The sequence below is a fragment of the Variovorax sp. PAMC 28711 genome (assembly GCF_001577265.1).
Lineage (GTDB): Bacteria > Pseudomonadota > Gammaproteobacteria > Burkholderiales > Burkholderiaceae_C > Variovorax.
In genome coordinates this window covers 3,151,778-3,174,777 of record NZ_CP014517.1, presented here as the reverse complement: position 1 = coordinate 3,174,777, position 23,000 = coordinate 3,151,778, and the positions used below count along the sequence as shown (strand labels likewise).

The following is a 23,000-nucleotide window of genomic DNA, read 5'->3' as shown; positions in this document are numbered from 1 at the left end:
CGCGATCTGCTGCTGCGGGTCGACCCAGGTGCCCGGTTGCAGCTGGGACCGACATCGCGGACCGTTCGGCGCCAACACCGCCGCCGTCTTGCGCATTCAGGCCGACGGCGGCCTGCCGATCGAGTTGCGCCAGCAAAGTACCTGAACAACATCGAGGGGCAGGACCACCGAGCCGTCAAACGGACCACCTGGCAAATGCTCGGCTTCAAGACCTTTCGCTGCGGGCGCATCCGGATCGCAAGGATTTAGATCATGCACATGATCCGAAAGGGCCCACTCGGCAGAATCAAAGGCCGATCCTCGTCTGCAGCTGACCAGTCTACTCACTCGCCTTCTGATCGGTGCCCGCCGCGCGGTCATGCCTGACCTCGTCGCGCTATTGCGCAAGCGCCATTTTGTCTACGAACTTCTAACTCACGCCACTAGGTGGCCGACACCAGATCAAGGCACTGCTTGCGACGCCAAACAGTTTCCCGGACAGCCGTTGGATTGCCTTGAAACACAACCTTGTACTGGCACACCAGATAGTTGTTTGAATCAGGCATCTTGAACTTGAAGTTGTAGTCCCATTCTTGGCCACGCGTGCCTTGGCTTTCCCTCAGCGGTTGCCCGAGCAATTGAACAACTTGTGTAGCCGTGAATCCAGGAACCACCCGACGAAATCCGGCTGGATTGCTCACTACGCCGTCGCGGAGGAAGGGCTCCTTGAAGTCGGGGTGGTGCGCCTCGACATCCGCGTACTTGAGCTTTTCCGGATTGCTCGTCGCATCGAGCGGGTTGTGGTGACCAACGGCCACACAGCCACTCAGCAACAGGCCCGTCGCCAGTAAGGCGGCCAGGGGAGTGGATCGGATCATCTTCATGGTTGTTTTCCTCGCATTGCAGTTCATGGAAACGAGCGCCAATCAGCGCTCTCTCAGCGCCTCACGCGCGCGATTCAGGGGTTTGGTCAGGTAGTTCCAGACGCTGCGCTGGCCTGTGCGGATGTCGGCGGTGGTCACCATGCCAGGCACGATGGGAAAGCGCTGGCCGCTCTTGCTCACCAGCGAATCGGCGCCAGCGCGCACCAGCACCGGGTAATACACGATTTCGGGCTTCACTTCGTCCTTCACGGTGTCGGGCGCGATGTTCACCACCTCGCCGTCCAGCCCGCCGTAGATGGCGTAGTCGTAGGCCGTGATCTTCACCATCGCCTTTTGCCCGGGGTGAATGAATGCGATGTCGCGCGGAGAGATGCGCGCTTCGATCAGCAACTGATCGTCCAGCGGCACCAGCGTCATCAGCGAGCCGTTGGGCGGCACCACGCCGCCGATGGTTGTCACGTCCAGGCTCTTGACGATGCCGCGCACGGGCGACAGCAAGGTCAATCGCTCCAGCGTGTCTGCCCGGCCACGCACCACGGACGACAGCGACCGGACCTCGGCATTGGCTTTGGCCAGTTCCTCGCGGCTGCGCACCATGTAGCCGGTGCGCGTCTCGGTGATCTTCAACTCCAGCTCGGCGCCCTGTCGTTGCAGGCGGATCAGCTCGACGTTGCTGGCCGCACCGCTGGCCACCAGCGAGCGCGTGATCTCCAGCTCGCGGCGCACCAGGCCCAGCGCCTGGTTCAGGCCACCCACGGTCTCGCTCAGGCTCGCGCGGCGCGAGCGGAACAAGGCCGCCTCGGCCGACTTGAGCTGCGGCCAGGCATTGAGTTCGTCCGGAAAGTCGATGCCGCCCTTGCCTTCGACCTCAGCCTGAAGGCGCGCCCCGCTGGCCAACGCCGCACGGTATCGCGCCGCTGATTCCTCCACGTTCGATTCGCCGCGCGTCGGGTCCAGCTGCGCGAGCACCTGGCCCTTCTCCACGATCTCGCCCTCGCGCACGCGCAACTCGGTCAGGATCCCGCCTTCGAGCGACTGGATCCGCTGTTCCCGCGAGCTCGGGATCACTTTGCCAGTGCCGCTGGACACCTCGTCGATGTCGAAGAACCAGGCCCAGGCGAAAAACAGCGCCACGAACAGCGCCATCCAGACCACCACGCGGCCCGAGCGGCTGGCACGCACTTCGTCGAAGTCGTCCAAGTTGTTGGCTGTCGGTCGGGCCGACCGGGACAGGGGCAGCCAACTCATGCTGCACCCCCGTCCGATGGTGGCGCGGCGGGCCGGGCCTGCTGCTGCAGCAGCGTCCTGACCGGCACGCGCTGGACGCCCTGCACTGGCTGCACTGGCTGCGCGGCCTGCGTTCCCTGCGCGGCATTGCCCCGCAGCCGGCCCAGCACCTCGTCGCGAGGGCCATCCATGACGATGGCGCCGCCGTCGACCACGATCAACCGGTCCACCGCCTCCAGCACCGCGGGCCGGTGCGTGGCCAGCACCACGGTGCGGCCGGGCGCGAACGTGCGCAGCTGCGCGATGACCTCACGCTCAGCGACCTCGTCGAGCGTGGCGGTGGGCTCGTCCAGCAGCAGCACCTGCGGGTTGCGCAGCAGCAGCCGTGCCAGCAACAGGCTCTGCCGCTGACCGCCAGACAGGCCCAATCCCCCTTCGAGGATCGGGTGGTCCATGCCCCGGGCCAGCTTGCGCACGAAGGCCCAGGCACCCACCGCCTGCAACGCTGCCAGGATCTCGGTGTCGGTTGCGTGCGGTGCGCCCAGCACCATGTTCTCGCGCAGCGAACCGTGGAACAACCGTGCGTTTTGCGTCAGCAACGCCACGTCGCGGCGTACGTCGGCCGGGTCGATGTGCCCCAGCGTCACGCCGTCGAGCAGCACCGCTCCCGACTTCGGCTCCAGCAGGCCCGACAGTCCCTGCAGCAGCGTGGACTTGCCCGCGCCGTTGCGCCCGAGAACGCCGATGCGCTCGCCCGGCTGCACCTTGAGCGCCTTGACGCTCAGCGCCGGCGTCTCGCCGTCATGGCTGAACACCGCTTGCTGGAAGTCGTACTCGCCTTGCAGAGCAGGACGGTGGATCCGCGTGCCTTCGGGCGCGTGGTCCACCGGCAGATGCATGAGCTGGTCCAGCGCCTGGGCGCCGACCTTCGCCTGCTGCCAGCGGTTGAGCACCTGCGTCACGCCGGCCAGCGGCGCCAGCATGCGGCTGACCAGGATGGACGCCGCCACCAGCACGCCCGTGCTCATCTCGCCCAGCATCACCATCGGTGCGCCAAAGAAAATCACCACCGCGAACGCGCCGCCCTGAACCGTCTGCAGCCAGTTGTTGAGCTGGTTGAGCAGCGCGCGCATACGCAGGCCCGACTCGGCATTGACCGCGTTGTAGTGGTTCCACTGGTTTTGGAAACGCGGCTCGGCTTGCAGCACCTTGATGTCCTCGATGCCCTGTACTGATTCAATCAACATGGCATTGCGCAGCGACGCCTCACGCATGCTGGCCTGCGCCAGCGCGCGCAGCCGGCGTTGGGCCAGCAGGCTGGGCACGATCAGCAGCACGCAGGCCACCACCGGCACCCACACCAGCGCGCCGGCGATGAACCAGAACACCACACAGAACAAAAAGAAGAAAGGCAAATCCGCCGCCGCCGTGATGGTGGTGGAGGTGAGCATCTCGCGCACCGGCTCCAGCTCGCGCACCTGGGAGATGAAGGTGCCGGTCGAGCGCGGGCGCGCCGAGTTGCGCACGCGCAGTGCGTGGCCAAAGACACGGTCGGAAATGCGCAGGTCCGAGCGCTTGCCCAGCGTATCGGTGATCTCCATGCGCGCCGCGCGCATCACCCAGGCAAACACGATGGACAGCAGCACGCCGCCGAACAGCACGTACAGCGTGGGCGTGGACTGCGCGGGCACCACGCGGTCGTAGACCTGCATGGAAAAAATCATGCCGCCGAGCGCCATCAGGTTGGTGACCAACGAGGCGATCAGGATGTGTCCATAGGGCCGCAAGTCCGCGAACACGATGCGGCGCAGCCAGTGAGGCTCCACCGGCTTGATGTAGGCATCGACCCGCGAATCCGGTGCCTGCTGCGCGGGCCGCAACACGGCCATGGCCCGCACGTGCGGCTGCAGCTCGGCCACGGTGCGCGTGGTTTGCGCGCCCTGGTCACCGCTGAAGACCAGACTCAGGCCGTCCTGCGTGATGGCGGTGATCACCGCGACCTGCGCTTCGTCGTGGCCGCGTCGCCCTGACCTTTGTCGCCCTGGCCCGCCAGCTGCACCACCACCGGCAGGCGCCAAGGCGTCAGGCGGTCCAGTTGCGGCGCCACGTCACGCAGCGTCAGACCGGCCTGGCGCGCCATCTGGCGCGCGCTGTCGGCGATGGGCTGACGGCCGTTCCAGCGCACGTCCACACGGATGCGCTCACGCGAGGCGTCCAGTTGGTAATGGGCGGCCACCACCAGCACGGCCTCCAGCCAGCCGGCCTGCACCGCCGCGTGGCTGCGCTGGCGCGCGGCAGCCTGTGCAGCGACCTGGGCTGCTGCAGCGCGCGCGGCCAGGTCTTCTTCCAGCTGCGGCTCCACCTTCACTTCATTCATTGCGTTTGACCCTGTGTCACATCAATCCCGAAGGCGCTGCGCAGCCGATCGGTGTAGAGCAGGCACTGCAGCGCCTGTTGCTGACGTTCGTGTTCACTCTCGATGAGCTCCTGGCGCGCCGCGTAATACTCCTGCTCGGCATTGAGCAGGTCCAGCAGCGAACGCGTGCCCAACTGCAGGTACTGTTGGCGGTATAGATCGCCCGTGGTGCGGATGCTCTCGACCCGCGCGGCCAGCACCGGCAGACGCTGCGTGTATCCCTGCGATTGCGCCTGCGCATCCTCGAAGCCCACGCGCGCGGTCAACTGAGCCTGCTCCAGCGCAGCGTCGGCCGCGCTCAGCGCATACACGGCGGCGCGCTCCCGGGCCTGCCCACTGCCGCCTTCATACAGCGGCGCCGAGAAGTTCAGCCCCAGCGTGGTGTTCACGCTTGTCTCGCCCGGCAACTGCGAGCGAGCGCCGATTCCACGGCCGACCGAACCGTCGAGCGACAGCGTGGGCAAGCGCTGGGCTTCGGCCTGACGCACGGTGGCCTGCGCCACCGCGCGCTGCGCCTGGGCCAACTGCACGGCGGGCGGCGGCGCCGGCGTCTGCGCCGAGGCGTCGGCCACACAAGCCGTGTCGAGCCAGGGGGGCGCATCGCCCGCGATACCCACCGGCGCAGCACCGGGCGAACGACGACCTGTCAGCAGCATCAGGTTGATGCGCCCGCGTGCCGCTTGCGCCTGCGCGTTGAGCATCTGGGCCCGGGCGGACTCGATGCGCGACTGCGCCTGCACCGAGTCGGAGCGCGAGCTTGCGCCCAGGCGCGTGCGTTCATTCACACGGCCGGCCAGCTCCTCCACGCTCGACAACTGCTCGCGTGCGATCACGGCCAGCGCCTGCTGGCGATGCACGTCCACCCACGCCTGCGCCGTGTCGCGCGCCACCTCGTCGACCGACAACAGCACCTGGGCGCGTGTGGCTTCTACCGAGGCTTCGGCCCGACCGACCGCGCTGGACACCTTGCCGAAGTCGTACAGCATCTGCGAAGCCGACAGCGTGGCCGTGTTGACGCGCCGGCTGTCGTAAGACCCGATGTTGCGGTTGCCCAGTTGCGAGCCGATGCCCGCACGCACCTGCGGGTAGTAACCGGCGCGCGCCTGCGCAATGCCCTCGTCCGCCTGCAGCACCTGCTGCGCAGCGTTGCGCACGCTGGGGTGCCATTGCGCGGCCGCGCGCACGGCCGCCACCAGGCCCAGCCCATCGGGCGTGCTGTCCGTGCCCTGCACCACCACCGTGCGCGTGCCGGCCGGCGCGCTGGGCGCCGCAGCCGTTTGCGCCGCCACCGCGCACGCCCACAAAGACAAGCACAGCCAAGCAGCGACGCCTGCAGTGACCGGTGCGCGGCGTGAAAAGCGCTTCAAGACAGAGAACATGCAAACAGCCAAAAGAAGAAAAGAGAAAACTTGGCAGATCTCTCCATCCGAACCCGCCTCACGTGAAGCGGGTTGGGATGGAGACCAGCGACACGCGCTGGCCAGCCACCGATCAAAAGCCATCGCCCTCCCCCGCCAGGGGAAGGGTTGTGGCTGGGCCGCATTGTCGCGGCGCAGGGTCAGACGTAGGAATGGGTGATGTCGTCGTCGATACGTACTGTCACCAAGCTGGCACCTGCCCCACTGGTGTAGTCGGTGTAGCCGCCTGAAGATGCGCCTGCGGTCCAGGCGCTGGCGCCCCCACCCAACTGCACGCTGTCATCGCCCGTGCCGTTGATGGTCAGAATGTGATTGCTGCCAGTGAGACTCAGCACATCGGTCGCCGTCAGGTTGGTGACAGCGTTCTCACCTTGGGCCGACAGGTCGAGCACCTCGATGTTGCGCAAGCCCATCGCGAGGTTCGCGCCGCTGACGTCTTCACCCAAACGCAGTGCCACCGTGTCGTCGCCAGCAGCGCCGTTGATGATCGCTTTGCCCTCGCCACCCCAAATGAAACTGTCGGCACCTGAAGTGGGTTGCACCACAGTCATGTTCACGGTGATGTCGGCAGTCTCGACCGCCGATATAGGGCCGCCACCGCTCTCCACCGTCCATGCTGTGACTTCGATCTGGGTGCCGGCAGCACCATCCTGGTCGACCAGCGCAGACGCCGCCTGCTTGAAGCCCAGTTGGTCCATCTCAACCTGCGTCAAGCCGGTGATGGTGTACGTGTCCGTTAGGTCGTTGTAGCCGATGGTGTGACCCGACGTGCCACTGTCCGTCAGAAGCGTGCTGTCCACATAGAAAGCCGCGTACTCGCCCAGCCCCTTGAACTGCACTGTCACGGTTTCCGTGCTGCTGTCTGGCAGCGTGGACGTGGCCGCCACCGGGTCAGTCATCGAGGCGTTGAGGTTCAGACCGATGATCCCGCCTTCACGACCGACAGCCTGCGTGGTGTCCAGCGTCAGGCCACTGGCCACCGGCGTCACGGTTACAGATGGAAGAAGGAATTCCTCGAGCGACTTCGCCAGCAAATTCTCACCCGACTCCACCACCAACTTCAGTCCATTCAGCTCGCCGCTCCAGTGTGCGGGCGGCGCGATCTTCACTTCGCCGAAGGTGCCACTGTTAGAAATCACCCATGTGTTGGAGGTGCCGTTGCCGCCAGCGTTGGTTGCCAGTTGGCCGCCGACATACACCAGGAAGCCCACCGGCACGCCCGCCAGCGTGACCGATTTGATGCTCTCGCTGCCGTCGCTGTCGATCAGGTTAACCATCAGGCCAGGCAGCGCGATGGCCGTGCCCAGGCCGGAGCCGTCGGTCTCGGGCGCTGACACCGGGGTGCTGAAACCTGTCACCGTCACGCCGTTGTTGACGGCGCTGATGGTGGCCGTATCCGACGCGCTACCAGTTACCACGGCGGCACCGGTCTCCTGCGTGTTGGCCAGTGCAGTGAAGATGACATTGCCGGGGGAAGTGCCCGAAGGAGGGGTGTACACCAGGTTGACGCTGTCTCCGGAGGGACCAACGGGCACCAGGTAGTAGGTGCCAGCGGGCACGCCCGGAGGATTCGTGACAGGCGTCAACGCCGCCGGGTTGCCTTGGTATGTCAGCGTGCCGCCAGCGTTGCCGCCGCCGGTGGCGCTCACCTGCACATACAGCAGCCCGCCTACGATCACGCCATTCGAGCCGTCGACCGGGTTGCTCCTGACGTCGATGGTCACGCTGACGCTGCCGTCGACAGGGTTCTCGCCGGCGTCCACCGCACTGACGGTAATCACTGCGGCATCGGTCACCGGAGCGACCGGGATGACCATGACCGTATCGGGAATGGTTTGGCTGACGCTAAAGCTGCCCTGCGCCGAGGCCGTGAGCGTGGCGTTGAAGTTGAACGCATCCTCCGCGTTGTTCTCGTTGCTGTTGGGCGGTGGCGTGATCTGGATGCCGTTCAGCAGGCCTTCCAGCGCAAGTTCGACCGCTGCATCATTGGCGCCCGCCGGCACGACCACCGTGGCCGTCCAGGTCGGCACGCCGTTGACCGAGGTCAGCACCATGCCCTGGACCTGCGTGCCTTCCGGCAGATCGGTGAGGCTGACGGTGAAGATGTTGGGAACACTGACGTCTACCACGGTGACTTGGGCGTCGACCACGTCGGACAGCGAGAAGGTCAGATCCTCGTTGACGTCCGCGCCGTTGTACACCCACTGGTCGATCGTCGGCGGCAGACTTTCACCGGCTCCATCGTAAGTCGTCACCAGATTCCAGGTCACCGAATCCTGCGCCTGACCGGAAGTCACCGCACCACGGTCCTGCGTCTGCACGGTCATGGTGATCGGGTGTGTAGCCTGCGCCACATCCACGCCCGTCAAGAACTGGACACCGAGCGTGATGCCGCCCGCCGCGTTGATTGGCAGTGCGTTAGCAGCGAACACCAGCACCCAGGTGCCGATCCCGACCTGTTGCGCCTGGCCATTCACCGGCGCGTTCACCGTCACACCGTCGGGCACGCCCTCGATCAGCACGCGCATGACTCGCTCGCTGCCGTCGTAGTCCACCGAGGCGATGTTCAGGTTGACGGTGACAGTGGTGCCGGCCGCGTCCACAACGGCGGTGTCGGGGTTCGCGTCGTCGCCCTGCACTTCATCGCTGATCGAAGCCGCACCGCTGATGCCCGTGATGGACAAGTTCACGGCGTCGGTGACGGGGGTGGCACTCAAGGTGAGGGTGCCGTCCTTGAGGACCGTGTCGATTGAACCGGCGGGGGTCAAACCATAGGCGCTGTCGATGACTTCGTATTTGAAGTCGAACGCGCCCAGGTTCCCATCAAGGTGCGCGCTGCCCAGTGCGCCCAGTTGTCCCGCCTGACCGGCCGGTATGACGTAATAGCTCACGCTATCGATGGTCTGGGTGGCAAGGCCCGCAGCGGCTATTGGTTGATTGCCAAAGTACAGAACGTATCCCGGCCCCGTGGCTGCGCCGACCGCGATGAACACTCGGCCCAATTCCTCGTCGGCGTCACCGTTCTGCTGAACGATCCCCAAATCCAGCGGCTTGAGCACGTCCTCCACCAGCGTGGCGCTGGTGGTCGCGGTGCTTCAGCGGACGGCGTGACGGTGAAGCTGACAGCCACCGGCGTGCCAGTCCTGGAATCGCCATCGTTCTCGGTGGTGACACCGGCAACCTGCAGCGTGACGGGCCCGCTGTAATTGGCGGGTGCCTTGATCTCGACATTGCCCATCTGAGTGGCGGGCAACGTCCACACGCGCTCGGTGCCAGTGCCACCCTGCAACAGGGTCGCACCCGTCAGCGTGAAGCCTTCCGGCAGGCCGGTGATGCGCACACTCACGGTTTCCGAACCATCGGCATCAGGGGTCACCACGTTGGTCACCAGATCCGACAGCTTGATGACGGTGGTGCCAGCATCCAGCTGCGCCTCGGTGTAGATTTTCGCCGGGGTGAGGGTCACCGTGGCTTCGTCGGCCACGCCTTCCACGCTGACCTGGATGGCTCGGGTGGCCGCAGGCGCCGATGTCGAAGCGCCGTCCACCGAAACGGCCGTGACGTTCAGCGCGAAGTCCACGTTGCTGTTCAGCGGCGGCTTGATGCTCATCGGTGCCGCGTTGTTGAAATTCTGGATCGTGAAGCTGGTTTGGCCTGTGGTCGCCGTGAAGGTAATGGCACCTGTACCCGAGCCATAGGTGATCGTCGCGCCCACTGGAATAGCGGCGATGGTTACGTTGAACGTCTCCGACGGGTCGACGCTTGTGGTGCGGATCACCAACGCGATGTCGGTGTCTTCCAGGCCGCTGGCACGGCCGTTCACAGCCATGGTCACGGGGTCGGCGACAGGGTCGATTTTGATGGTGCTCAACAACGCAGTGCCGCTGACCGCGACGCTCACGCCGGGCCCGCTGACGGTCGGTGGGTTCAACGGATCGACGACAGCTGTGCTGTCATCGTCATAGTCCACCGTGCCGGCCTGAACCGCGATGTTGAAGGTACCCGACACATTGGGTGGGGCCTTGAACTGCAACGTGTCCAGGAACCGCGACGGAATCCACGCTGGTGAACCCGTGGTGTAGGTCACGCTGTGCCATGTCGTGCCGTCGTAGTAGCGGAACACGGAGCCACTGGCGGTTTCGCCAGTCGTGCCCGAACTCAGAACCGGCGTGAGGACGGCGAAGGTGGACTCGTCGGGGTCCTCGTTGGTCCATACACCCGGTGCTCCCAGGCCTGTCCAACCACCACCCGTGGCGTCGGTGGCATTGGTGCCCAGTGCGAACCACTGGTCTTCCGCGCCAGCAGTGCCGTAGGGGTGGTCGCCATTGATGGTGACGTCGTTGCCGTTGGCACCATCGCTGTCCGTTTCCACTTGCTCCGCCACCGGTGTGACGGTGATCTTCAGCGTTGGGGTGCTGGTGACCGTGCTGGTGCCGGTGCCGTTGGTGTCGGTGGTGACGATGCTGAGGGTGATGTTTACATCCGCGCTGCTGTGGGCAGGCGGCAGGATCCTGAAGCCGTCGAGCGCCGCTTCGATGTCCGCCTGGTTCATGCCCGTGAAGGTGATGGCCACCGAGCCGGTGGGTCCACCGGTCACAGTCATGCCGGTGACGGTCGGGATTGTCGTCAGCGTCCAGCCCGTGGGCACATCGAACGACACCGAGTTGATGACCTCAGTGCCGTTCGTTCCGGTGTCGGTCACCCGCACGCCGGCCAGGAAGGCCACGGCCGTGTCTTCAGCAGTTGTCGCGGGATCGACCGCCACGTCGCCGGCCACCGGCGTGACGACGAGATCCAGCGTGACGGCGCTGGTGACGGTGGTGGGGATGTGAATCGAATCGCCGTCGATGTCCTTCGAATTCAGCGTGATCGTGATGCCGTTGATCTGCCCGCTGAAATTGGCTGGCGGCTTGATGGTGATGCTCGGCGGGGCCGTGAAGGTGGCGCTGGCCGCGGACGTCACCATGCCTGTCCCGTTGGCGGTGTAGTCGGCGCCATTGATGTTGACGACCGTTCCGGGCGGCAGGCCATCGACGGTGTACCAGTAGGTTTCGCTGCCGTCGGTGTCGTTGCCGCCGTTGGCATCGGTGCTCGCCAGCGTGGCGGTCAGATAGGTCGACAGGTTGATCGTCGTGTCTTCGGCAAACGCCGGCGGGTTGCTGCTGCTAATGGCCAACGTCGCTCCGTCGGTGACCGCCTGAACGTCGACGGTGACGACCTGAGAGCTGGACGCGCCGGCCACGGCCGGAATCTTGACGCCCGCGGCATTGACTTCGTAGCTGGTTGCGCCAACGGTGACGGTGAAGTTCTGATGGGTCTCTGCTGCCGGTTGAGCCGTGATCGCCGCGTACTCAGTTGCGGTCAGGTAGTAAACGCCAGCGGTGCCGGCCGTGGGCACCAGAGTGGCGTCGCCGGTCACGTGCAGGCTGCTCGGCGTGGTCGAGCCGGCGGTGTCGGTGATGACGATTTTGATCACCCCGCCCACTGGCGCCAGCGTGGTCGGCGTGCCGTTGATGGTGGTGGTGAAGGTCGCACCCGCTGCGCCAGCGCCGCCCGCCGTGAGTGTGATGGCCCCCAGGCGTTCCGGTGCGTCGCCCGTGCCTGTTCCGTTTTGGTCGGTGTTGTCGGTGATGACCGGCACCGTGAGGGCCAGCGCAATGGACGCGTCTTCGTTGACGACGAGCGCTTTGTCGTCAGCCATGTTCGGTGCGTCGGACACCGGCGTGATCTGGAAGGTTAGCGTCTGGGTGATCGGCTGGCCACCCTCGACCTCCACCATCGTGTAGGTGATAACCGGCACCGCGCCCGAGTAGTTGGGCAGCGGGGTGAAGACGTAGTCACCGTTGAGGGCGATGGTCAATGCGCCCACGCCGTCGATGATCACGACATCGCCTGGTTGATGGGTCGTGGCTTGGCCAGCGACCGTAAAGCTCACCAATTCGATAACGTCGTCCGGATCGGACACGTAAATCTGGAGCGTACCGGTTTGGGCGCCGCCTGACGGGTCTTCCAGCAAGAGGACGACGGCGTTTACCCCGGTCACGTCGTCATTGCTGCCATTCACGGTGACGGTGATGACCTGATCGCTAAAGGCGCCGTGCTGGTCGATCACGCGGGCGGTAAATTCTTCCGTCGGGTTGTCGCCATCGTTGAGTGCTTGCGTGGCAGGGCGGGTGTTATCCAGCGTGTAGGTCCACACGCCCGTGGTCGCGTTGATGCTGATCGTGCCGTAGACGCCGTTCAAGGTACCCGGGATGCTCCAGGCCTGAGTCGCGCCCGTGTCTGCATCGCTCGCTGTCAGCGTACCGCTGACGGTGGATACGGCACTTGGGTTGACAGTCCCTTGCTCCGTCACAATCCCCAGCGCGGAGGCCGCATTGGATGTAATGAGCGGCTGGTCATTGGTGCCCGTGACCGTCACGGTCAGCGTGCTGGTGCTGCTGGCACCGAACGCGTCCACGGTGGTGTAGCTGAACACTTCCGTCGCGCTGGCGCCCTGCGCCAGTTGCTGCGTGGCGGGCAGGCTGTTGTCCAGCGTGTATGTGTACGTGCCGTTGGCATTGAGCACCAGGCTTCCGTAGGTGCCCGACAGTGCGGCACCCAGAGCGCCGGTCGTGCCACCGAAGCCCACCGCCGAGACGGCCAGCGTGGCCTTCTCGCCATCGTCCACGTCGGTGTCGTTGGTCAGCACGTTGCCGCCGGCTGTAGGCGCGCCGGCTTCACCCGTGTTGCCGCCGTTTTGAACACCCGATTCCTTGACCGTGGCCGTGTCGGCCACCGCCACAGGCACATCGTTTTTTCCGGTGATGTTGATGGTCACAGTCTGCTGCGCCGTGCCGCCGTTGCCGTCGGCCACCTGGACCGTGAACGTCAAGGGAACTTCCTGGCCTTCTTTGAGCGCCTGGGTTGCGGGCAAGCTGTTGTCCAGCGTGTATGTCCAGGCGCCGGACGCATTGAGGGCGAAGTTGCCATAGGTGGCGTTGGGCGTGCCCACCACAGACCAGACCTGATTTGCGACGTCGCTGTCGACGTCGGTGGCTGTGAAGGCACCCCCGGCATTGGGGGCGCCGTTCACAACCGTGCCGTCATCTTCGTTGCCGGCCTCGACCACCGTGCCGGCCTGCGCGCCCCCGACGATCACGGGCGCGTCGTTGCCCGGGTTGACGGTGATTGTCACCGTCCGGGTCAAGCTTTCGCCTGAATTGGCATCGGTCACCGTGTAGGTGAAGCTGTCGGTGCCGTTGAAGTTGGTGTTAGGCGTGTAGGTGTAAGTGCCGTTCGGGTTCACGACCACCGAGCCGTTTGCCGGGTCGGTTGCCTTGACGAAGGTCAGCGTGCCCCCGCTGGTGGTGCTGTCGTTGTTCACCACCGTGCTGGTGACCGGCGTGTCTTCGTTGGTGACAGCGCTGTCGTCGCCTGCCGCAAGGTCGACCACCGGGTTGACGGTGATGTTCACCGTCCGGGTCAAGCTTTCGCCCGAATTGGCATCGGTCACCGTGTAGGTGAAGCTGTCGGTGCCGTTGAAGTTGGTGTTAGGCGTGTAGGTGTAAGTGCCGTTCGGGTTCACGACCACCGAGCCGTTTGCCGGGTCGGTTTCCTTGACAAAAGTCAACGTGCCGCCGCTGGTGGTGCTGTCGTTGGTCACCACCGTACCGCTGACTGGCGTGTCTTCGTTGGTGGTGTTGCTGTCATCGGCCGCCACCAGGTCGATCACCGGGTTGACGGTGATGGCCAGGACAGCTGTGTCCGTGCCGCCCTCGCCGTCGCTGATCGTGTAGGTCACCGTCGGTATGGTGCCGTTCCAGTTGGCTTCAGGCGTGAAAGTGTAGGCGCCGTCGCTGCCCAGCACCAGCGTGCCGACGCCTGCGATCGTGGCCGTAGCGCCCGCGGTGTAAGTCTCTCCATTCACTTGGAACTGCGTCACCACCAGCGCGTCGCCATCGGGGTCCGTATCGGCTTGGTCGCCGGCGCCGGCGCCGGCGCCGGTCAGGACGTTGCCACTGACGGGTGTGTCTTCATTGGTCGTGGCCGCGTCGTCGCTGGCCTCTGGCGCCGGATTGGTCACCGTCCAAGTGAAGGTCTGGTCGGTGCTCTCGCCGTCCGGGTCGGTCGCCGTCACCGTCACGGTGTACGGGCCATCCGTGCTGGCCGAAGGGTCGATCGTGCCGCTGATCACGCCCGTGATGGGGTCGATGGTCAGCCCGGGCGGCAGGCCCGTGGCGGTGTAAGTCAGCGTATCGCCGTCCACGTCGGTGAACCCGCCGGCGGTGGGTACATTGACGCCGCCTTCCGCGTCTGCACCTGTCTGGTTCGGGATCGCACCCACGGGCCCCGGAGCATCGTTCACGGGAGTGATGTCGATTACCACCGTGCTGGTGGTCGTGCCGCCCTTACCGTCGTCCACGGTCACGACGAACTGGTCGGGACCGCTGTAGTTGGGTTCAGGTGTGAAGGTGTAGCTGCCGTCGGGGTTGATGACCAGCGTGCCGTGGCCCGGCGGCGTGACGAGCGTGTACTTGAGCGCGTCGCCGTCGCGGTCGGTGCCGCCAATGCGGCCCGTGACCACGCCGTCTTCGGCGATGGTGTGCTTGTGGTCCGGCGCCTCGGGCGGGCGATTGGCCACAGGCGGAACCGGAATGAAGCCGCCTCCGCCACCACCGCCGCCACCGCCACCGCCCGCGGCGGCCGCCAGACCCAGCACACCCAGGCCGGCGATCAGCCAGGGCGGCAGCCACAGCGGGGCTATATCGTCCCATTCGATCTCGGTGAAATGGAATTCGCTCCACGGCGAGGTGTACTGCCCCCACCACAGGACGCCGTTCGCGTCTTCCAGAACGAGATCGTTGCGACCTTCGCCCTCGTACTGGGTAAAGAAGCCCTGCACAGCGACTTCTTTGCCGTTGCGCAACACCAGGACCAAGTCGTCGCCGCGGCGCTCGTACCTGGCCACGGCCTCGGGCGCAATCTTCAGGGAAATGACGGACGGCCGATCAAGGTCCAGGGCGCCTTGTTGATTCGGTTGGCGAGCGCTTCCGCCTGACTTGTACACAGATTCCATGATTGATTTCAACGCCTTGGGAGGCTTCTCGAATGGTTGGGGTTAGTAGGCAGAAGAGTCTGTTGCGGCCAGATCGCATGCGCGATCCTGGCTTCGCTTTCACACGTCGGTTGTTGCGGCCGCCGGGTTCAGTGCTTCGACGCGGGCCGGCGCGGCATGCGCCGCTTCGACGAGCGCTGCGCCATCGAACAACTTTCGGCTCTCGAGCGCGAGCCAGTGGGACCGCGGGCGCAGCATTGCAGCCGGTTTGCAAACGGAGGAGGCATGTCTCGATGAGTCCTTGCGTTCCTGTAACCCTTTCGAATTACAAGAAACTTTTCAAATGTGAATAGCTTCTGACAATGTTAACGGAGGTATTCGGCGCTCCGTCTTACGCGCCCGCGTGCGCTCGATTTGCGCGCTGAAAAGATGAGAAATTGGCAAAAAAAGTAACTTGTTTACCATCTGACCGGCAATTACCGTCGGATTAGGACGACATCGGTTTGAGGCGTTCCGCCGTGCGCAGGCCGCCCCCGCCTTCTAGGCTGATCGCTTCTTCAACAAATGAAAAAGACACCCGCCATGGCTGCTTCCAACGAACACGAAAAACTCTTCGACCTGATCAAGGACACGCGCTTCGGCATGCTGACGCATCGCCACAGCGATGGTCAGTTGCACAGCCATCCACTGACGACGCAGAACAAGAAAGTCGACGAAGGCGCGACGCTCTATTTCTTCATCCCTAAGAACGGCGAGATTGCGCGCCATGTGGCGAGCGACGCGAGCGTGAACGTGGCCTACGCGAACACCGATGCCGACAGCTATGTCTCGGTGACCGGCCAGGCCAGCCTGCTCGAAGACCAGGCCAAGAAGGAAGAACTGTTCAACCCGATGGCCAAGGCCTGGTTCCCGGCCGGCGTGACCGACCCGAACCTCGGCTTGCTCGCCGTCAAGATCGTCGAAGCCGAGTATTGGGACGTCGACGACAGCAAGATGGTGCAGCTGTTCAAGATGGCCAAGGCGGCCATCACCGGCGAGACGCCGAAAGACCTTGGCGAGCACAAGAAGCTCAATGTGAGCTGAACGAAAAAAACCCCGCACTGCGGGGTTTTTTTGGGGCGGCGTGAACCGGGGCCAGGGCTCAGGCAGCCACGCCGTCGGCGATGTCCTTGTACTCGTCGATCTTGTCGAAGTTCAGGTACTGGTAGATCTGCGCGCTGGACGCGTCGAGCACGCCGACGCTGGCCATGTACTCCTCTTTCGTCGGGATGCGACCCAGGCGCGAGCAGATTGCGGCGAGCTCGGCGCTGCCGAGGTACACGTTGGAGTTCTTGCCCAGGCGGTTCGGGAAGTTGCGCGTGCTGGTCGACATGACGGTCGCACCTTCGCGCACCTGCGCCTGGTTGCCCATGCACAGCGAGCAGCCCGGCATTTCGGTGCGCGCGCCGGCATTGCCGAACACGCCGTAGTGGCCTTCTTCGGTGAGCTGCTGCGCGTCCATCTTGGTTGGCGGTGCGATCCACAGCTTGACCGGGATGTCGCGCTTGCCTTCGAGCAATTTCGACGCGGCGCGGAAGTGGCCGATGTTGGTCATGCAGGAGCCGATGAACACTTCGTCGATCTTCACGCCCGCCACTTCGCTCAGCGTCTTCACGTCGTCGGGGTCGTTGGGGCAAGCGCAGATGGGCTCGTGGATGTCGGCGAGGTCGATCTCGATGACGGCTGCGTAGTCGGCATCGTCGTCGCCCTTGAGCAATGCGGGGTTCTTCAGCCAGGCTTCCTGCGCGGCGATGCGGCGGGCCAGCGTGCGTGCGTCGGCGTAGCCCTCGGCGATCATCCACTTCATCAGCGTGATGTTGCTGTTGATGTACTCGATGATCGGTTCCTTGTTCAGGTGCACCGTGCAGCCGGCGGCCGAGCGTTCGGCCGAGGCGTCGCTCAGTTCGAAAGCCTGTTCCACCTTGAGGTCGGGCAAGCCTTCGATCTCGAGGATGCGGCCCGAGAAAATGTTGACCTTGTTCTGCTTGGCGACCGTCAGGAGACCCGACTTGATCGCGTAGAGCGGGATCGCATTGACCAGGTCACGCAGGGTGACGCCCGGCTGCATCTTTCCCTTGAAGCGCACCAGCACCGATTCGGGCATGTCGAGCGGCATGACGCCGGTGGCCGCCGCGAAAGCCACCAGGCCGGAGCCGGCCGGGAAGCTGATGCCGATCGGGAAACGCGTGTGGCTGTCGCCGCCGGTGCCGACGGTGTCGGGCGTCAGCAGGCGGTTGAGCCAGCTGTGGATCACGCCGTCGCCCGGGCGCAGCGACACGCCGCCGCGGGTCGCCATGAAGTCGGGCAGCTCGTGGTGCATCTTGACGTCGACCTTCTTCGGGTACGCCGCCGTGTGGCAGAACGACTGCATGACGAGGTCGGCCGAGAAACCCAGGCAGGCCAGGTCTTTCAGCTCGTCGCGCGTCATCGGGCCGGTGGTGTCCTGCGAACCCACGCTGGTCATCTTCGGTTCGCAGTAGGTGCCGGGGCGCACGCCCATGCCTTCGGGCAGGCCGCAGGCGCGTCCGACCATCTTCTGCGCGAGCGAGAAGCCCTTCTTGGTGTCGACCGGGCTGACCGGCAGGCGGAACAGCGTCGAGACGGGCAGGCCCAGCGCCTCGCGCGCCTTGGTGGTGAGGCCGCGCCCGATGATCAGCGGGATGCGGCCACCGGCGCGCACTTCGTCGAACAGCACGTCGCTCTTGACCGTGAACTCGGCAATGACCTGGCCGTCCTTCAATGCCTTGCCGTCGTAGGGACGCAGCTCGACCACGTCGCCCATCTCCATCTGGCTCACGTCGAGCTCGATCGGCAGCGCGCCCGAGTCTTCCATCGTGTTGTAGAAAATCGGCGCGATCTTGCCGCCCAGGCAGACGCCGCCGAAACGCTTGTTCGGCACGAACGGGATGTCTTCGCCGGTGAACCACAGCACGGAGTTGGTGGCGCTCTTGCGCGACGAACCGGTGCCGACCACGTCGCCCGCGTAGGCCACCAGATGGCCGCGTGCGCGCAGGTCTTCGATGAACTTCACCGGGCCGCGCTTGCCGTCTTCTTCGGGCACGATGCCGGGACGCGCGTTCTTGTGCATCGCCAGGGCGTGCATCGGAATGTCGGGGCGCGTCGTCGCATCGGGTGCGGGCGACAGGTCGTCGGTGTTGATTTCGCCCGCCACCTTGAAGATGCTGACGGTGATGCTTTGCGGCACTTCGGGCCGGCTGGTGAACCATTCGGCATCGGCCCAGCTCTGCAGCACGGCGATGGCGTTGGCATTGCCCTTGTCGGCCTTTTCCTTGACGTCGTGGAACTGGTCGAACATCAGCAGCGTCTTCTTGAGGCCCTCGGCCGCCACCGCGCCGACTTCGGCATCGTCGAGCAGGTCGATCATCGGGCTGATGTTGTAGCCGCCGAGCATGGTGCCCAACAGCTCCGTCGCGCGGGCGCGGGTGAGCAGCGGGGTCTTCTCGGTGCCATGGGCCACGGCCGCCAGGTAGCTGGCCTTGACCTTCGCTGCATCGTCGACACCAGCCGGCACCCGGTAGGTGATGAGGTTGAGCAGCAGCTCGCCGTTTTCCGGCGTGGCGGCCTTCATCAGCTCGATCACCTCGGCGGTCTGTTTGGCCGACAAGGGCAGCGGGGGAATGCCGAGCGCGGCGCGTTCGGCAACATGGTCAGCGTAGGCTTGCAACATCTTCTTTTCTCCAGAAACTGAAACGGGGCGGCTCCTGCTGCAAGCAAGAGCCGCGCCCTGACTTGATGACTTACTTCTTCGGTGCGTCGGCACCTTCGAACAGGTCTTTCGGCGGGTTCTTCTTCATTTCGGCGGCAAAGGCGACCTGCTCGGCGGTCTGGCATTCGTCGGCGATGCGCAGGCCCTGCTTCTGGTTCATCAGCATCGACTTGTTGCCGAGCTGCAGCCACATGGCGCCAACACGTGGGTCTTCGAGGCGGATGGCGCCGGTGCGGCTTTCGACCGGGTGCATGCGGTAGCGCTGGCCCTTGGTCGTGACGGTGAAGTATCCGGGCTTCTTTTCGTCGGCGGTGACAGTCACGTCGGCGCCGAGTTCGCACTGGGCCTTGCCGAGCGACACGCGCTTGGCGACGGCGAGGTCGGCCTCGGTCAGTGCGACGTCGACTTCATTGCCGATCGGGGTCACTTCTTCGACGGCCTTGGCCGCCTTGCGCGTCACCTGGCGCTTCTTGGGCGCCGGCTTCGCAGCCGTGCTCTTGGCAGCAGCCTTTGCAGCCGGCTTGGTAGTTTGTGCGGTCGCGGCGAATGGCAGGGCCAGTGCCACGGCGGCGATCAATGCGATGTGCTTCATGGGTTTCCTAGGATGTTGGGTTTCTGAGGGTGTCGAACCAGGCCAGGGCCTCGTTCGGCAGCGCGCGCCCTGTGGCGTGCGCGCGTGTCAGCACTTGCCAAAAATGGCGATAGCTGGCGCGGTCGTGCAATGTGCCATCAAAACTCACAGGCGCCCAACCCGCATGGGCGCCAGCAGCTATGATTTTTGTAGCAATGTGAATCTGTTCCTCGTCCGGCGCGAAAGCTTCGAGGATCGGGCGGATCTGCGCGGGATGGATGCTCCACATCCGCGTGTAGCCGAACTGGCTCGCCGCCTTGTGCGCGGCACCGCGCATGGCGTCCACGTCGCTGAACTCGGTCACGACGCAGTGCGACGGCACCTTGCCGTACGCATGCGCGGCCGACGCGATGGCGAGCTTGGCGCGCACCACGAGCGGATGGGTGAACTGGCCCGTCGCGCCCATGCCGTCGGCTGGAATCGCACCGGCGTGCGCCGACACGAAATCCATCAGGCCGAAGCTGAGCGACTGAACGCGCGGGTGCGCCGCGATCTCGAAGGCGTTGTGCACTGCCAGCGGCGACTCGATGAGCACGTGCAACGGCAGCGCTTCGGCATCGGCCGCATCGAGCGCCTCGACCGCCTGCAGCACGTCGGCGAGCGTGTCCACCTTGGGCACCATGAGGTGACTGAGCCGCGCGCCGGCGCGGCCCGCGATGGTGACCACGTCGCCCGCGAACGCCGGATGGTCGACGGGATGCACCCGGACGCCGACGCGCATGCCCGGCCGCGCGCCCAACGCCAGTTCAGTGACCAACGCAGCGTGATCGGCCTCGCCGCCCACCGGCGCGCCGTCTTCGCAATCGAGCGTGACGTCGAACACGCAGGCACCGAATTCTTCGGCCATCTCCGCCTGCAGCGCCAGGCTCTTTTTCATTCGGGCTTCGACGCCGCTGTAGTGGTCGCAGACCGGCAACAAGACGGCGCCCGCCTGCGCGCCGAGCAGCACGTCACCCGGGCGAACAACGGCGCTCATGCCTTTTGCGCCACGATGAACATGCGCGGAAATGCCAACAGCAATTTGCCGTCGGTCCGCGCCGGGTAGGCCTGCGCGACACGCGCCTCATATTCGGCGAGATAACTCGCCTGCAGGTTTGGCGACAGGCGATCGACGAAGGGTTTGAGCCCCGTGCTGCGCACCCACTCGACAATGGCCACGGCAGACGCCATCGGGTGCTGGTAAACGGTGTGCCAGACATCGACCCTCGCCGCCACAGGCGCGAGCAGGTCGTAGTAGCCGCCGATACCGAGCAATTCGGTGCGCAGGCGCTCGGCATCGCCGATGGGCTCGGCCCATGGTGCCTCTGCGGCCACTTCGCGCATCAGGCGATGCGTCGGTTCCTGGCGGTTGTCGGGCATCTGGATGGCGAGCACGCCACCCGGTGCCAACGCGGCGAACAGGCGCGGGATCAGCGATTCGTGATCGGGCACCCATTGCAAGGCTGCGTTGGCGTAGATGAGGTCGGGCGCCGCGTCGGCCGACGCGGGCGCCCAGGTGGCGATGTCGCCGAACTCGAAGCGCGCCTGCGGCAGCCTCTCGCGCGCACTGAGCAGCATGGCTTCGGAGTTGTCGGTGCCGAGCACGTCGGCACCGGGAAAGCGCTGCACCAGCAGCTCGGTGGAATTGCCCGGACCGCAGCCGAGGTCGACCACGCGGGTCGCCTTGGTCAGCGGAACGCGCGCCAGCAGTTCGTGTGCGGGGCGCGTGCGCTCGTCCTCGTAACGACGGTAGAGCGCAGGATTCCAGTCGAGCATGGGCAGCGGCCGCTTACTTGATGAGGTGCGCGACGCCAGCTTGCTCGTCGGTCAGTTCTTTGAGCGTCTTGTCGATGCGTTCCTGGCTGAATGCGTCGATGTCGAGGCCTTCGACGATTTTGTATTCGCCGTTTTCGGTGGTGACCGGAAAGCCGAACATGACGTCCTTCGGAATGCCGTACTGGCCGTCCGACGGGATGCCCATCGTGACCCACTTGCCGTGGGTGCCGAGCGCCCAGTCGCGCATGTGGTCGATGGCAGCATTGGCAGCCGACGCCGCCGACGACAGGCCACGCGCCTCGATGATGGCCGCGCCGCGCTTGCCGACGGTCGGCAGGAAGGTGTCTGCGTTCCAGACCTGGTCGTTGATCAGGTCCTTCACGCTCTTGCCTGCCACGGTAGCGAAGCGGTAATCGGCGTACATCGTGGGCGAGTGGTTGCCCCAGACGGTGAGCTTCTCGATGTCGGCCACGGCCGTGCCGGTCTTGGCGGCGATCTGGCTCAAGGCGCGGTTGTGGTCCAGGCGCAGCATCGCGGTGAAGTTCTTGCGCGGCAGGTCCGGTGCGCTCTTCATGGCGATGTAGGCGTTGGTGTTGGCCGGGTTGCCGACCACCAGCACCTTGACGTTGCGGCTCGCGACGTCGTTCAGTGCCTTGCCCTGCGCCGTGAAGATGGCGCCGTTGACGGCGAGCAATTCGGCACGTTCCATGCCCGGGCCACGCGGACGCGAGCCCACGAGCAGCGCGTAGTCGGCGTCCTTGAAGGCGACCAGCGGGTCGCCCGTCGGGATCACGCCGGCCAGCAGCGGGAACGCGCAGTCTTCAAGTTCCATGATCACGCCCTTGAGCGCCTTCTGGGCCTTCTCGTCGGGGATTTCAAGCAGTTGCAGGATGACCGGCTGGTCTTTTCCGAGCATTTCGCCGGAGGCGATGCGGAACAACAGGGCGTAACCGATTTGACCGGCGGCACCGGTGACTGCAACGCGAACAGGCTTTTTGCTCATGGGGAAACTCCAGATGTGAGAAAGGAAACAGTGTCGGGAACGTCTCGGATTTTATGCCGATTCGCGGTTTCGGTGGCGTCCGTCTTATGTCTTATATAAGATACCAATTGCTTTATGAACGCCCCCACCGCCATCGTCGAACCCGCGACGCCGTCTTTCAGCCCGCTCTACCAGCAGATCAAGTCCTTGATCCTGCAGAGCCTGCAAGCCGGCGAATGGAAGCCGGGCGAGCCGATTCCCAGCGAAATGGACCTGTCCGCTCGTTTCCGGGTGAGCCAAGGCACGGTGCGCAAGGCCATCGACGAACTGGCCGCCGAAAACCTGGTGGTGCGTCGCCAGGGCAAGGGCACGTTCGTCGCCACGCATGCCGAACAGCATGTGCAATACCGGTTCCTGAAGCTGGTGCCCGATAACGGCGACCTCGCCACCGAAGGTCCGGCCGAACGCACGATCGTCGACTGCAAGCGCCTGCGCGCCGCGGCCGACATCGCCCGCGCCCTCGCGCTGCGCACCGGGGACGCCGTGCTGCAGGTGCGACGCGTGCTGGCTTACGGCGGCGTGCCGACCATCCTCGAAGACCTGTGGCTGCCGGGTGCGCCCTTCAAGGGCCTTACCGCCGAGCGCCTCAGAGCCTGGCGCGGCCCCATGTATGCGCTGTTCGAAACCGAGTTCGGCGTGCGCATGGTGCGGGCCGAAGAAAAAATCCGCGCCGTGCTGCCCGATGCGGCGCAAGCGGCGCTGCTCGGGGTGCCGGTCGGCATGCCGCTGCTCAGCGTGGAACGGGTCGCCACCACTTACCACGACGCACCAATGGAGCTGCGACGCGCCCTCTATCGCACCGACACGCACCATTACAGAAACGAACTCGGCTGAACTCCGCAACG

Annotated in this window: 14 protein-coding genes; 2 read left to right on the top strand and 12 right to left on the bottom strand. The window is 65.1% G+C overall.

Annotated features, from left to right (window positions below; translation table 11 throughout):
* Window positions 1-422: 422 nt before the first annotated feature.
* From bamE to AX767_RS21405, 7 genes are all read right to left on the bottom strand, one after another.
* The gene (bamE, locus tag AX767_RS15340) at window positions 423-863 is read right to left on the bottom strand and encodes an outer membrane protein assembly factor BamE domain-containing protein (RefSeq protein ID WP_068632123.1); all 441 of its coding nucleotides are present in this window, start codon (window positions 861-863) and stop codon (window positions 423-425) included.
* A 42-nt stretch (window positions 864-905) separates the two neighbouring features.
* Window positions 906-2,111, bottom strand: coding sequence for an HlyD family efflux transporter periplasmic adaptor subunit (locus tag AX767_RS15335; protein WP_068632122.1), 1,206 nt, complete (start codon window positions 2,109-2,111; stop codon window positions 906-908).
* Entirely contained in the window at window positions 2,108-4,084 is a 1,977-nt protein-coding gene (locus AX767_RS15330; RefSeq protein ID WP_237288473.1) for a type I secretion system permease/ATPase, read from the bottom strand. Before AX767_RS15330 ends, AX767_RS15335 begins: the two co-directional genes overlap by 4 nt.
* Complete coding sequence (locus AX767_RS21930; RefSeq protein ID WP_237288472.1) at window positions 4,081-4,467, bottom strand: hypothetical protein; 387 nt, start codon at window positions 4,465-4,467, stop codon at window positions 4,081-4,083. The genes AX767_RS15330 and AX767_RS21930 overlap by 4 nt, the downstream gene beginning before the upstream one ends.
* Complete coding sequence (locus AX767_RS15325) at window positions 4,464-5,885, bottom strand: TolC family outer membrane protein (RefSeq protein WP_168164833.1); 1,422 nt, start codon at window positions 5,883-5,885, stop codon at window positions 4,464-4,466. Before AX767_RS15325 ends, AX767_RS21930 begins: the two co-directional genes overlap by 4 nt.
* A gap of 2,965 nt (window positions 5,886-8,850) precedes the next feature.
* Window positions 8,851-14,982 carry a tandem-95 repeat protein gene (locus AX767_RS15315; RefSeq protein ID WP_156481051.1) on the bottom strand — a complete coding sequence of 2,044 codons (6,132 nt, stop codon included), beginning with the start codon at window positions 14,980-14,982 and terminating at the stop codon, window positions 8,851-8,853.
* Window positions 14,983-15,081: 99 nt separating this feature from the next.
* Window positions 15,082-15,219 (bottom strand): hypothetical protein, encoded by a 138-nt coding sequence (locus tag AX767_RS21405; protein WP_156481050.1) that lies wholly within the window; start codon window positions 15,217-15,219, stop codon window positions 15,082-15,084.
* 324 nt (window positions 15,220-15,543) lie between these two features.
* Between AX767_RS21405 and AX767_RS15310 the strand changes: the two genes are divergently transcribed.
* Window positions 15,544-16,044, top strand: coding sequence for a pyridoxamine 5'-phosphate oxidase family protein (locus AX767_RS15310; RefSeq protein WP_068633759.1), 501 nt, complete (start codon window positions 15,544-15,546; stop codon window positions 16,042-16,044).
* 58 nt (window positions 16,045-16,102) lie between these two features.
* Here the strand turns inward: AX767_RS15310 and AX767_RS15305 are convergent, their stop codons facing one another.
* From AX767_RS15305 to AX767_RS15285, 5 genes are all read right to left on the bottom strand, one after another.
* Entirely contained in the window at window positions 16,103-18,688 is a 2,586-nt protein-coding gene (locus AX767_RS15305) for a bifunctional aconitate hydratase 2/2-methylisocitrate dehydratase (protein ID WP_068632119.1), read from the bottom strand.
* A gap of 70 nt (window positions 18,689-18,758) precedes the next feature.
* Window positions 18,759-19,319 (bottom strand): hypothetical protein, encoded by a 561-nt coding sequence (locus AX767_RS15300; RefSeq protein ID WP_068632118.1) that lies wholly within the window; start codon window positions 19,317-19,319, stop codon window positions 18,759-18,761.
* 7 nt (window positions 19,320-19,326) lie between these two features.
* On the bottom strand, window positions 19,327-20,334 hold the full coding sequence (locus AX767_RS15295) for an HpcH/HpaI aldolase/citrate lyase family protein (RefSeq protein ID WP_068632117.1): 1,008 nt from the start codon (window positions 20,332-20,334) through the stop codon (window positions 19,327-19,329).
* Window positions 20,331-21,113 carry a trans-aconitate 2-methyltransferase gene (gene tam / locus AX767_RS15290; protein ID WP_068632116.1) on the bottom strand — a complete coding sequence of 261 codons (783 nt, stop codon included), beginning with the start codon at window positions 21,111-21,113 and terminating at the stop codon, window positions 20,331-20,333. Before tam ends, AX767_RS15295 begins: the two co-directional genes overlap by 4 nt.
* 13 nt (window positions 21,114-21,126) lie before the next feature.
* The gene (locus AX767_RS15285) at window positions 21,127-22,116 is read right to left on the bottom strand and encodes a malate dehydrogenase (RefSeq protein WP_068632115.1); all 990 of its coding nucleotides are present in this window, start codon (window positions 22,114-22,116) and stop codon (window positions 21,127-21,129) included.
* A gap of 114 nt (window positions 22,117-22,230) precedes the next feature.
* Here AX767_RS15285 and AX767_RS15280 point away from each other — a divergent pair, with 114 nt between their 5' ends.
* Window positions 22,231-22,989 carry a GntR family transcriptional regulator gene (locus AX767_RS15280; RefSeq protein ID WP_068632114.1) on the top strand — a complete coding sequence of 253 codons (759 nt, stop codon included), beginning with the start codon at window positions 22,231-22,233 and terminating at the stop codon, window positions 22,987-22,989.
* Window positions 22,990-23,000: the final 11 nt, after the last annotated feature.